We start from the raw sequence: 12332 nt of genomic DNA, 5'->3' as shown, positions 1-12332 counted from the left end.
AGGTCCGCCAGGCGGTGGCGACGCTGTTCCGGGTGATCCGGCCGGAACCGCGCCTGCGCATCGGCGAGGCCGAGGCGATGGAGCTGGCACCGCTGGTCGCCCAGTGGCTGGAACGCGGCAGCACCGCCGGTGACCTCGTCCAAGCGCTGCTGCCCGGCCTGCCCCCGACCATGTATTCCGCGACCGCAGTGCTCCGCAGCCGCCTGGAACGCAAGATGCCACCCCTGCACGCCCCCGAGAAACCCCCGGCGACCCGATACACCGAGTGCGCCAAATGCCATGACCCGGTACCCCAACCGGGCATCTGCCGGGCATGTGCCGGCCTCGGCAGACGAACGGTCGCAGTCGGCGGTGGAGCTGCGGCAGCCGCCGCCGGAGCCGTGCGCGTCCGCGCAGCAATACGCGCCGCGCGGGCCACGGTGGACATCGGCACACTCACGCCCACCGGCTGACAGACCTGCCGGGCGCCCACGTCCGCATCACCGAAAGCACCCTCGCCACCCACCTCGCCTCCGGCACCGTCCCGCCATCCCCTCCCACCACAACTCGCGCTACCGGCGTCAGAGGTCGCAATCACGGCGCGGGTGCACGGACTGAAAGTGCCCGAGGAGCTGGTGGAGGTCGTAGGACTCCACCAGAAGGAACGTCAGGCTGACGAAGAGCATCGCCTTCAGCGCCGTAACGAACAACGACTGAACAGGCTGCGGGCCGCGAGTCCCGATCCGGAGCAGGACGGCGACCAGTACTACGGCGGCGACGCCGAGGATCCCGCCCTCGCAGGCCGCCATTTGCATCCAATTGCGGCTGTGGAGAGGGTGTAACCGCGTTCGGCTGCCAGCTCGACGGCCTTCGTGCGGTACAGGTCCGGAGGGACGCTGATCACCTCGGCGCCCAGCGTGCGGGTGGCCTCGATCTTCACCCGCGCGGCGGTGTCCGACATGACGACCACGGCCGGGATGCCGAATGCCTTCGCCGACCATGCCACCGCCTGAGCGTGATTGCCACTGGCGTGGGTGACGACCCCCCTGGCGCGCTCCGTCTCAGTCATCGACGCGATCCTGTGGTGAGCGCCACGGATCTTGAACGCTCCGGTGGTCTGGAGGTTCTCCGGTTTGAGCCAGAGAGGATGTTCCATGCCGGGCACCGGGAGCAGCGGGGTTCGCACGACGCTGCCCGCGACGCTTGTCCGAGCGCGGTCCAGGTCGGCCGAGGAGATGAGCGTCACGGCAGGGTTCTCACAGGTTCGGAGGAGGATGGGGCTCGCATGGTCAGAGCCACTGGTCATGGGCCAGCTTTCCCACGGTGGCGAGGACCGCCAGGACCAGCACAGCCCGGACGAAGGCGTCCCCGCGTTGCAGGGTGAGCCGGGCGCCGAGGGCGGGGCCGGCGGTGTTCGCCAGGCCGAGCAGGGCGATCAGCGGCCAGCTGGTGGGGCCCCTGGAGATCAGGACGGCTGCACCACCCAGATTCATGCAGCACTGGATCACCTTCGCCGTACCAAGCGAGTCGACCAGCGACCGGCGCAGGATCCTCTGATGGGAGACAGCAGGAAGCTCCCGGCTGCGGGGCCGATGATTCTGTCGTACAGGCCGATCATCCCGGACGAGGCGGCGAGCGGCAGGTTGATCCCGCGGCCGGGAGAGGGCGACGCGCCGACCGCGGCCGACGGGGACAGCCTCCCCTTCACCACCAGCCAGAGGATCACCAGCAGGACGACGATGACAATCGGCCGGAACAGTTCGATGGGCAGACTGGCGGTCACCAGGGCGCCGCCCACCGCGCAGAGCACCGCCACCGTGCCGGACCAGGCCAGCAGTCGGCGGTTGAGCCGGGTGCCCGGGTTGCGGCGCCAGTACACGGCTGCGGAGGAGATGTTTCCCAGCGCGGACACGGCCTTGTTGATGCCATGCGGGGTGGCGGTACCGAGCCCAGGGATCATCGCGAGGAGGAAGGGAAGCTGGACGAGGCCCCCGCCGCCGACAACGGCGTCGACCAGGCCGGCAAGCAGCGACACCAGCGTGAGCAGCGACACCGTCCCGCCCGACAGGTCCAGGAATATGTGCACGGGAGCCTCATCCTTCGGAGCGGTTCACAGCACTCGGACCGGACGGTCGGCGAGGAAGGCGGTGACGTCCTCGACGGCGTCCGAGTAGCTCAGCTCGAAGTTGCCCCGGGTCGCGTAGCCGATGTGCGGTGTCAGGACCGTGTTGGGCGCTCGGAGGATCGGGTCCGAAGCCGGGATCGGCTCCACCAGATGGACGTCCAGCCCCGCTCCGCCGATCCACCCGCCGTGCAGAGCGACGAGCAGTGCCTCCTGGTCCACGATAGGCGCGCGGGAGGTGTTGACGAGGTAGGCGGTCGGCTTCATCAACCCGAGCTCGGCCTCGCCGACCACGGACCTGGTCCGCTCGCTGTACCGGAGATGGATCGTGACGTAGTCAGAACGCCGGAACAGCTCCTCCTTGGAGACCACCTCGACGCCCGCCGAAGAGCCCTGCTCAAGGGTCAGATTCTGGCTCCACGCCAGGACGTTCATCCCGAACGCGGCTCCAATCGCGGCGACCCTTCGGCCCAGCTTCCCAAGGCCGACCACCCCGAGGGTGGCACCGTCGAGGTCCAGGCCCACACCGCTCTGCCAGACGCCGACGCGCAGCCCGGTCTCCTCCGCGCCGGTGCGCTTGGCCAGTTCGAGGATGAGCGCCCACGTCAGCTCGGCTGCCGGGTGGGGGAGCAGGCGGGTGCCGCAGACCGTGATGCCGAGCGATCGGGCGGAGTCCACGTCGATGGCGGCATTGCTCATCCCGGTGGTGATCAGCAGTCGGAGCTTCGGCAGCCGTTCCATTACGGCTGCGGGGAACGGCGTGCGCTCGCGCATCGCGATCACGGCATCGAACGCCTGCAGTCGCTCGACGAGCGCCTCAGTGTCAGTCAAGTGGTCCTGGAAGAAGGAGACTTCCGCACGCGTCGACAGCTCCTGCCAGCAGTCGAGCCCGGCGGCGGGCCCCTGGTAGTCATCAATGACGGCGACCTGAAACACGTGCAGCTCCCCTTCCGTCCGATCGTCGCCGGGTTCTCCGACGGCGGCGCCCCGTCGCTCCGCACTGGGTACCGGCGGGGCGCCGCTCGATGCTATGCGCTGATCGGAGCGGCGATCTGCACTCGCTTGAGGTGCCGGGTCGGGTCCTCAAATGCGTTGCGGGAGTGCAGCATCCGCCAGTTGTCCCAGACGATCACGTCGCGCTCCTGGTACTCCACGGCGACATGGCTCTCGTCGTAGATCTCTTTGCCCCGCTCCAGCAGCCGCGCTGCCAGTTCGTCGCCGTCGGGCACGACCAGGTTGTTGTAGGAGAAGCGGAAGACCAGTTCACCGTCGATCTCCTCCAGCACCGGGTGCTCAGCGTTGTGCTGCACACCACGGCGGGCGAGGCCCTCCGTCGACTTCCACGCGTAGGTGGTCTCCGCGAAATGCCGCCGCTCGTCCTCGGTGAACTCGCGGAGGATCCGGTTGCCGTCGAGACGCGACTTCTTCCCCAGCACGAGCAGGAAACCCTCCTGCCCCTCTCCGCGACTGCTGCGCCAAGATTTTTGGGGCCCGCCCGCTCATGGCTCAACGCAATGCGCCGAATACCGATCAAGCTCCAGATCCGGGCGGTCGACCTTGACCGCCGCTGCCCGTCGCTACTGGTGCGCCAGTGACGCGGAGTTCAGAATTGGTCTAGATAATACGAAAGCCCCAGGCCATTGACCTGGGGCTTTCTCTCTGAGCGGGCGACGAGAATCGAACTCGCGCTATAAGCTTGGGAATCTTTGGCCCTTCGGGCCCGAAAGGGCCCCTGACCTGGGGCGATGACCAATCTGGCAGGCCTGTGGCGCGATCGTTTTTGACCGCTTCCCACCGTCGTTCACCGCCCGTTCTGGCACGCCCTGATCACTCCGCCCGGCCGGCACTCGCCACGGAGTCCATGAGCGATGCGTCGCCGCTCTGGGCCGTGGAGTGCGAAACCTCGTCGGCGCCGATCAGCACTTCAAAGCCGACATCGCCAGATTCGTCTCCGCTCCCGGCTTCTCCCGCCCCGCCGAGGCGTTCGCCCACGGTAGCGGGATTATCGCCATCCACCGCGATCGCTTCGCGAACAGCAGCATAATATAGAGCGAACTTCTACCATCTGCACCCAGGTGGATCAACCCACCGCCGGCGAGTTGGTCGAGGATAGCCTAACTTTCGCTGACCGGCTCCGCGTTAGAGCCATTCTTGCCTATACGTGTGCCCCCCCGATTCATCGCCTGCCACTATCGGCACCGGCAGGCCCATAGTGCTGTCGGAAGCATCCAACTGGCTGAGGGAACCCAACGATGTCGATTTTAGCGACGCCGCGTGTTTTCGACGCGATCGAACTGCAAATCGAAATACTGCTGCCAGCTCCGGAGCTACACATCCAGGCGAGTGAGTACGTGGGTGCGCAGGTTCTGAGCCTGGCTCAGGCCCGGCAGACGATCTTCGACCGCACGGCAGACGAAGCCCTTCGCGAGGCAATCTGGCGACAGCTGGTCAGCCTGACGCAAGCTCGGGAAGCCGGTGAGTGTGAGCCGCCATGGCAGTTGATCGCTGTGTGGCTGGTCATCCCCGGACTGCGCCGGACCGCCGGCCGGCTCGGACGAAGGTCGCCTGCGGATCGCGACGACATCCAGGCCGAGATGCTGCTCGCCTTCATGGAGGCCATGAGAGAGGTCGACCCACACCGGCCAGAACTCGGCTCGTTTCTGTGTCGAACGGCATGCAGCCGTGGATGGCGCGTCGAGCGGAGCACCGCACGTGAACTGCCGGTTGAGGACGTCGACCTAGCAGCACGTTCCAGCCCAGAAGCGGCTCGAAGCGACGGGCTCCCTCAAGCCCCCGTTCGCCGCGAGGCTCTGCCCACCGGCCAGAGCGATCTGACCACCCGGATCCAGCTTGAAGGGGAACGCCTCGGTAGCGTGGCCCAGCGACTTCGCCTGAGTGAACAAGTGCGCACAGCGGCACAAGTTCGCACGGGTGGGCGATTGATCGGATATCTGCCACTGCGCGATCGCAACCCGGCTGCGTATCGGCGTGCGAGAAACATCATGTCACCTGCATCGCCAGAGCGAGACAATAGATGACTGAGCGCACCGGCCCTCCGCTGACATTTCCAGAGCTGTTTCAGCTACCCGGTGTTGTAGATCTCCGCACCGCCGCACGGGCTATCGGCATGAGCGTGAGCACCGCCTACAAGTTGGTTGCACGCGGAGCCTTTCCGTGCACGGTCCTGAGGCCAAGCCATCGCTACGTTGTACCAACGGCGGGCCTGTTGCGAGCCTTAGAGATCGAGGCTCAGCCCATCTACGCTGATGACGTAGACGAAGGAATAGGATTCGCAGAACGCAACGAGTGAGAGCTATATATACGGCCCCAATCACAGCGGTCAACCCAGCTCTGACCTCCCGACCGCGCCCAGGAGGTCGGGCGCCAGGTCGAGGCCTGGGACACACTTCATCCCTCCAGCAAGCACCGAGACCACGTGCAGCGTGCCCTACTGAGCGATCCGGACAACGGCATCGGCCAGCTGGACCAGCTGGCCGACAAGCCCGGGATCTCACACTGCGGCGCGAGTCCTGTCACTCACCGTCGGTCCAGTAACGATGGAGCCGCGCCACGGCTTCACTCTTGTCCATCCTGGCCACAACATCCTCCGCGATACCGACCCGGTTGATCAGCAGATGGACGAGGTCTGCGGGGAGAGCCTCAGACGAGGGCTCGGGCGAGCCTCGGTCTGGCAGTTCTCCGTCCAGCACACAGGCCCAGAACTCTCCTTCTGCCACCTCCAGTTGGTCGCGGAGAATGTGGCCCCAGATGCCGGCTCCGTAGGCGGTCCGGTCCACCGGGTGCGAAATCCGAGTACGTAGGATTCGACCGTCGAACAGACCAAGCTCGTAGGTGACGTGGTGCGTACCCGTACGCCCTCGCGCATCCCTGACGCGCTCCCAGTCTTCGACCCGGCAGAACTGGTCGTGGCGCTCGCGGGTCGGCTGGGGCCAGGTCATCGGGCCGCTCCGACCAGCCAGTCGCGCAGCTGGTCGTCATCGCTGAGGCTGATCAACTGCACCAGCCCCCAGTTGTCCCGGTGATTCGGCGCGCCCTGCAGCCGCTCCTGCCAGTCCTCGGCATACTCCCGCAGCGCGTCGAGCATCTCGCCGATCGCCTCGTCGAAGGTCGCCCCGTCCGCAGCGACCGGCAGGCCGGGGATGAAAACAGACCAGCCGCCGCCCTCCGCAACCACCTGGGCTCGCGACACGCACACCGTGGAGAGAAAGTGCCGCAGCCGCTCGACGTCCACCACCGCTGCCCGGCCCGCGTCCCGCCGCACGGTGGCAACCCGCCCCTGCTCCGCCGCGTCCAAGAGGTCCTTCAGATGCGAGCGCGCTTCCGTGTAGCTCTCGTAGTGCACTGCCGACATGACACGCCTCCTCGAATCTCCTTCAGAGTCCCCCGCAAAGCAACGTACGTCAAGTACGTCGCGTACTTAGGAGGCGCGCACGCGTTCGTGCCTGCGGCGCTCTACCGCAACCAGCTCGACCGTGCTCGGCGGACGACGGAGTCCCGGCGTCCGGGCGAAGTGCGCTCCATCGCGTCCCACACGGGCACCACCCCCAGAATGGCGACTACGGGCAAACGGCCCCTGCGACCGCCCAGCCCGCCGAGGCGGGATCGCAAGGCGTCAAGACAGAAGGCTCATAGCTCAGTCCAATTGGCCGAGGACCGATGGCGACCTCACGACGGCTGACAGTCCTGGACCGCCAATGGCCGCGGCTACCAGTACACCAATGGTGCGACTCTCGGAATTGGTCCAGACAACAAGAAAGCCCCAGGCTGTTGACCTGGGGCTTTACCTCTGAGCGGGCGACGAGAATCGAACTCGCGCTATAAGCTTGGGAATCTTTGGGCTTTCGACCCGAAAACAACCTCTGAGCTGCGGCGATACCTGATCAGGTGGGTTCGTGGCGGGTCCAGTTCCAACCGCTGCCGACCGTCCTTCACCGCCGGTTCTGGCACGGATCTGGCACGGCCTAATCAGGTCCCCCCGATCGGCGCTCGCTCGTGGATCCATCGAGGGGAGCCGCCACCCCCAGCTTCCCACGCCGAGCGCCGCATTCACGGAGCTGACGGCTCGTTCGCCCTCGACGATCACGACCAGTCGCAGGAAGCCCACAGAGCCGCCTCCCGGGGCGACGAGCCGCGAGCTGGTCCTCCCAGGTGAGTGAGGCGGAGAGCCTCTGGAGTCGCGGGACGCTCGTCTGCGCGACAACTTGATCCTCTGCAGACCGTGGCGTACCGGCCTTTCTGGTGCGAGGGAGGTCGTCCCCCGCACTCGGCCGACAAGATCTAACCCGGCTACTCCTCCGCCATCTGAAACACTCGGTCTGTCCGCCCTGCCCACACATGCCATGCCGGTACTCGAACACCGCCGGGCAGAAGAGCTGCCCGGGAGAGCATCAACCGGAGGTGCCTCGCAGGGTCGACCGATGTCGATGCCGCGTGATCGAGCAGTGCAGCGATCCGTGTTCCGTTGAATCGAACGTCGAAGTCGGAGGGATGACCATCCACGACCACACCCCGGTCCACCAGAACGCCAGGTGTCGCGTCGCCCAATAGCTTCTGGAAGCGGTCTGCCAGAAGCATCTTGTCCTCATCCAACTGCTCGACCGACGCCAGCCCGCGAGCTGCGCTGTCCGTTGTGGCTTCCAGCAGTGTGAGCGGCATGCCGGAACGGCCGGACCAGAAGCTGCGGTCGCCCACCACGATGAGATGCGCACGAGCACGTGTGATGGCTACGTTCCACAGATTGACCTCACGGCACAGCCAGTTCAGCGCGCTTGCCCGCATCTGCGTTCCGGCGACGAGAGACAACAGCATCACGTCCTGCTGACCGCCCTGGAAGGTGTGCACGGTCCCAACCCGGACTCTGGGCTCGCGTTCCCACCCGCGTTCGAGCAGCTCCTTCTGAGCACGGAAGGGTGTCACCACACCAATGGTCGCTTCGACCGGCAGACGCTGCAGCAGCCTCTCGACGGAGAGCCGAACCCGCTCAGCCTCATCCTCGTTGACCCACGACCCGCTGCGGCCTCGCCGCGCTTTACCAGTCACATCGAGCCATTGCAACGCATCCACACCGGCAAGCCGGCGTAGTGATCCAGGGTTGGTAAGCACCGTCAGCCGACCGCCATAGCAGTACTGGTTGGAGATCTGGACGATGTCCGGGTGGCATCGGTAGTGCTCGTCCAGGAGAAGGGTGGCCCCCGCAGCCCGGGCTGCAGCCTGGAAAGAGGAGTACCGCCGGTGGCCGAGCCTGTGTTCCTCCAGCCAACTGGCCCGAACACCGGATGCTTTGCGGACCGCTGCCTCCTGACGCGGAAGGATCTTGGTGATGGGTGACAGCTGCATAGGGTCACCAATGACCAGGGCGCGCTTGGCCCGGAATAGAAGCGGTAGGACGTCGAGTGTCGAGCATTGGCTCGCCTCGTCGATGATCACGAGATCGAACATCGCCGGGCAGTCGCGGAAGCGCCGGACCGACCGGGTCGTAACTGCCCAGGCTGGCACGTCCGGCAGTATCTTGTCGAGGGTCGCCCACTCCCGCTGCGACCGCGAGCGAACAGCATCGATCCGTTCCAGGAGCGAATTGCGGGACCGAGCTGCCCCTTCGGCGACCAGCGCCCGCAAGAGCACCGCGGCAGCCTGTCGGACGATCAATTGAGCGCCGGAGAGCTGATCGGCGAGCTCGGTGTCCTGTGCACCGGCATCAGCGATCGCGCTCTCCCTCCGCCATCCGGCCTCATCCCCCGCGAAACCGACCAGTGCAGAGAAGTCCGCGCGCTGCTCGATCGTCACGGGCAGTGTTGGGAGCTTCCGCACCAGCCGTCCCCGCCGCCACCCTCCGAAGAGCCATGTACGATCAGCCTTCCGCGCAGCTGTGAGCCATTGGCCAAGCGCCGCATCGTCACCGAAAGCACTAGCCAGAGCACTGACGTCGCAGTGGTGCTCGTCGGCGTAGACGTGCCGACGCTCACCCAACCTGGCCAGCACCTGCTCCAGCGTCGCTGTCCGGGCGAGCTCCTGCCGCCTGGCCTCCTGTTCACGGACAGCATTGCGCATATCGCCGGCACATGCCGCGGCCGAGCGGCCAGGCCGTGCGCCACGGGTGAGCTGCTCCAAGCTCCGCAGCTCGTCCTCGACGTTGTCCCGTTCTCCGCTGCGGCTGCCCGTCCGGACCAGCAGACCAGGAGCGAGCTCTTCGCATCGCGCCCAGACCTCGTCCACCGCCTTGTTGTTCGTCGAGGCGACCAGGACCGACTGCCCGGCCGCCCGCGCGGTGGCCACCGCGTTGACGATGAGCTGGCTCTTCCCGGTGCCAGGTGGTCCCGTCGCCACGGTAAGCCGCTGAGTCATGGCTGATCGGATCACGACTTCCTGGCCCTCGTTCAGCTCCAGCGGAGCGACGATATGGACATCGCGCCCAGCCGCTGTGGCTTCGACCCCGGCCCCCGACCCCCGGGCCAACACTCCGAGGGCAGTCTCCGGAATCTGCCGCACCGCCCTGCGCATCGAAGCGTAATCCTTGACAAGTTGCGCCGAGGCTGCAGAGTCACCGCGCACGGCGAAGACCATCGCGACATTACGCGCGCCCTCATGGGCAGCACGCAGGGAGGAGCCGTCGCCGAGAACACCAGGGTCCAGGTGCTCAGTGTCAGGCAGCCCCAACTGGTCCAGCAGACTGCGAATGTCACGCACCATCTCGTCGCGGAAACCAGGCCGCCAGTTCGGCTGGTACGTGGCCAGCAGCTCCTGGCCTTCGTCCTTGCCCAAACGCTCCAGGATCAGCTTCGGATGCGGGATGGCCGGCCCGATAGGTTCGGCCACGCTGCGCCCCTGAGTGTCCGTCGTAAGTTCGATCTGCTGCATGAGCAGCGGAGCGCAGACCTGCCGCCTCCCGTCGAACACCACCACCACGGGATAGCCGTACCAGAGGTCTGCGCCATCCTTGCTCGCCTGGTCGGCAAGCTGCACAACCTCGGTGGAAACCCGAGTAGAGGTCGCCGCTCCTGACAGTAAGGTCTCCTGCCCACCTGGCCAGACCGCGCGCGGCGGATCGTTGCCCATGAGCGGCAGGAGGTGGTCAGTGGAGTTCTCCTCACGCAAGCACTGCAGGTAGTAGTCGAAGAGCTTTGACCAGTCGGAGTCGGAGAAGGTGGTGTCGTCGTAAGCCGCCGCCATGGACTTGAGGGGTTCGAGCGCGACCGGGACGGTGGAGGCCCCAGTCGCAGCAGGAACGGTAGCTGGCAGCGGTCGGAGTGCGGGCACCTGCCGACCAACGGCGGCATTCGCCAGCCAGAGATCTCCGGTCACCTGCAGACTCGACTTGGTCGGCGTCTGCCGGGCCCCGTCCGGGTCTTCCCGAAGCGTCCGGCTCACGAATCGGAACAGGTCGTCGGCCGAAATCTTGCCGTCACCGTCGAGGTCACCCCGCCCGGAGTGCAACCCGTCGACCATCGCTGCTGTGAAGCGTGACGGCGCATCCGCAGCGCCCACGAAAGCCTGCTCCCACTGGTGTGAGGCTGTGATCACGTAGACGCCGCTCGCCTCGACAGTAGCGGAGGTGCGCTGCTGCGATGCGCCCTTGCTACGGAAGCCCTGGACGGCTGCGCCACTGAAGCAACAGTCGAGCAGCAGGACCTTCCGCCGGGCCGCACAAGCCTCCAGCTGCTCGGTGATGAAGGCAGCCTCAACACCGGTCTGTCGAAGCTGGTCTGCTCTTGTGTCCGAGGCGATGTAGTAGAGCTGGCCATCCTCGGTGTCGTACTCCCCATGGCCGCTGAAATAAACCACGACCAGCTCGTCGGGCTCACGATCGTTCAGGAACGCCTCGACCGACTGCCTGATCGCCGCCTTCGACGAATCCTCCACCCGAACGCAGTCCTCAAAGCGACCGACAGACGGCATCTCCAGGACCTGACTGAGGAAGTGCACGTCGGCTCGGACCGATGGCAACGGCGCAAAGGCCACATCCTGATAAACGGAGGTGCCAATGAGAAGCGCGTGCTGACGGCTCACGGAAGCACCTCCTCCGGAGGCTGCTCGCGGTCACGGTCGAGAAGCTGGTTCAGTTCCCGTCCGGATACTCCACCTCGAAGTTCAGCCACCGACCCGTCACTGAACTCCACCCGTGCGTAGCGGCTCTTACGGACCTCTACCCATCCCTTGATGACGGCCCGAAGTGCCGTGGCCGAACTGCCCGAGACGAGCAACACCACCTCCGGTGTCAGCGCACCCCCTTTGCTGCCTTGCGGCCCCGCACCGGGCTGCCGCCGGTCTGCGAAGCGTGTCGCAACACCCTCGACTCGGCCGAGGACGTCACGCAGCTCCCGCGCTTCGCGCTCGGCATGCGCCGGGTCCGCACCGAACACCTGTACTCGCACCGAACCGCCGTCGTCAGCCATGCTCTCCCTCAAAGTGGCCGGCTGAACCGCACAGCAGCGGTAGCCGGCGCCGATAGTCCGTATACGTAAGCCTAGCCACCCCGATGGGTGCTCATCTCAGCTATTCCAAAGTCCCTTGGCCTTTAGCCGCCACCGACCTGACGGTGGATCCACTACGCCCAGCAGCTCGTAAAGGGGTTCACCACCCGCTGCCCATCGCCCAAGGAGCTGGCGGTCGACCAGCAGGACCGCGTAGTCGGGCGCGTTCTTCAGCGCGTTCCGGGTGAAGCCACCATTGGTGATGATCAATGCAAGGTCTGCCTTGTGGATAGGACGGGCCGTACCGCTGACGACCTGAAGAACCTGGTCACCGACCTTCCCGCCTACGGTGGTGTGCTTGCACTGGACCACCACCCTCCTGCCCCAGGCATCGCTCCCGATGACATCGGCTCCGCGATCTCCCGCACCGCCGACCCGGTGAGCGCGGATGCCGTCCCGCCGCAAGAGGTCTCGCACGGTCTCCTCGAACTGCTGGTGCCCGAGATGGTCGATCTGGGATAGCGAGAGCCACGCCGGGCGGGCGACCAGGGCCCGACCACGCCACCGTACGCGGCGAACTGCGTAGCCCACTGCCACGGCGAAAACACACCCGATGACGGCCAACAGCCAGGCCTGGCGTTCAGCGAGGACCACGATTCCCTTCGCGATCAGGAGGACCACCGCCAGCCCGAGCAGCGGCAGCACCCACCACGGCAGGTCTCGAAGCCAATGGCTTCGAGAGACCAGTCCGCGCCTGCGGGTCCTGTTCCCGCCCCTGCTGCCAGTTGCCACCGCTGTCACCC

13 protein-coding genes are annotated in these 12332 nt (G+C 66.2%); 3 read left to right on the top strand and 10 right to left on the bottom strand.

Features of this window, described 5'->3' with window-relative positions:
• A partial coding sequence (locus UK12_RS29875) for a hypothetical protein (RefSeq protein WP_231591445.1) occupies positions 1 to 452 on the top strand: 452 nt, incomplete at its 5' end.
• A gap of 293 nt (positions 453 to 745) precedes the next feature.
• On the opposite strand, the gene UK12_RS29865 is transcribed toward UK12_RS29875, so the two are convergent.
• From UK12_RS29865 to UK12_RS29850, 5 genes are all read right to left on the bottom strand, one after another.
• Entirely contained in the window at positions 746 to 1225 is a 480-nt protein-coding gene (locus UK12_RS29865) for a pyridoxal-phosphate dependent enzyme (RefSeq protein WP_052682285.1), read from the bottom strand.
• A gap of 43 nt (positions 1226 to 1268) precedes the next feature.
• Positions 1269 to 1472, bottom strand: a complete 204-nt coding sequence (locus UK12_RS38585) for a hypothetical protein (RefSeq protein WP_052682283.1) — start codon at positions 1470 to 1472, stop codon at positions 1269 to 1271.
• An 11-nt stretch (positions 1473 to 1483) separates the two neighbouring features.
• On the bottom strand, positions 1484 to 2032 hold the full coding sequence (locus UK12_RS29860; protein WP_197085274.1) for a TSUP family transporter: 549 nt from the start codon (positions 2030 to 2032) through the stop codon (positions 1484 to 1486).
• 57 nt (positions 2033 to 2089) lie between these two features.
• Positions 2090 to 3037, bottom strand: coding sequence for a D-2-hydroxyacid dehydrogenase family protein (locus UK12_RS29855; RefSeq protein WP_045306320.1), 948 nt, complete (start codon positions 3035 to 3037; stop codon positions 2090 to 2092).
• A 92-nt stretch (positions 3038 to 3129) separates the two neighbouring features.
• Complete coding sequence (locus UK12_RS29850) at positions 3130 to 3537, bottom strand: TauD/TfdA family dioxygenase (protein ID WP_052682280.1); 408 nt, start codon at positions 3535 to 3537, stop codon at positions 3130 to 3132.
• Between the two features lie 457 nt (positions 3538 to 3994).
• Here UK12_RS29850 and UK12_RS45200 point away from each other — a divergent pair, with 457 nt between their 5' ends.
• The gene (locus UK12_RS45200) at positions 3995 to 4150 is read left to right on the top strand and encodes a restriction endonuclease (protein ID WP_197085273.1); all 156 of its coding nucleotides are present in this window, start codon (positions 3995 to 3997) and stop codon (positions 4148 to 4150) included.
• A gap of 203 nt (positions 4151 to 4353) precedes the next feature.
• Positions 4354 to 5139: a hypothetical protein gene (locus UK12_RS40165; protein ID WP_156179009.1), complete on the top strand. Its 786-nt coding sequence runs from the start codon at positions 4354 to 4356 to the stop codon at positions 5137 to 5139.
• Between the two features lie 495 nt (positions 5140 to 5634).
• Here the strand turns inward: UK12_RS40165 and UK12_RS29840 are convergent, their stop codons facing one another.
• The 5 genes from UK12_RS29840 to UK12_RS29825 form a co-directional block, all read right to left on the bottom strand.
• The gene (locus tag UK12_RS29840; protein ID WP_045306318.1) at positions 5635 to 6060 is read right to left on the bottom strand and encodes a hypothetical protein; all 426 of its coding nucleotides are present in this window, start codon (positions 6058 to 6060) and stop codon (positions 5635 to 5637) included.
• A complete protein-coding gene (locus UK12_RS29835; protein WP_045306317.1) occupies positions 6057 to 6473 on the bottom strand; it encodes a prevent-host-death protein in 417 nt (138 codons plus the stop codon). Before UK12_RS29835 ends, UK12_RS29840 begins: the two co-directional genes overlap by 4 nt.
• 935 nt (positions 6474 to 7408) lie before the next feature.
• Positions 7409 to 11125: a caspase, EACC1-associated type gene (locus UK12_RS29830; protein ID WP_045306316.1), complete on the bottom strand. Its 3717-nt coding sequence runs from the start codon at positions 11123 to 11125 to the stop codon at positions 7409 to 7411.
• Complete coding sequence (locus UK12_RS40160; RefSeq protein WP_156179008.1) at positions 11122 to 11511, bottom strand: effector-associated constant component EACC1; 390 nt, start codon at positions 11509 to 11511, stop codon at positions 11122 to 11124. Before UK12_RS40160 ends, UK12_RS29830 begins: the two co-directional genes overlap by 4 nt.
• 96 nt (positions 11512 to 11607) lie before the next feature.
• The coding region (locus UK12_RS29825; protein ID WP_231591443.1) for a restriction endonuclease at positions 11608 to 12332 on the bottom strand (725 nt) is incomplete at its 5' end.

Source organism: Saccharothrix sp. ST-888 (assembly GCF_000955975.1).
GTDB lineage: Bacteria > Actinomycetota > Actinomycetes > Streptomycetales > Streptomycetaceae > Kitasatospora.
Note: the sequence above shows the minus strand (reverse complement) of the source record. Positions and strands in the feature narration are given on the sequence as shown.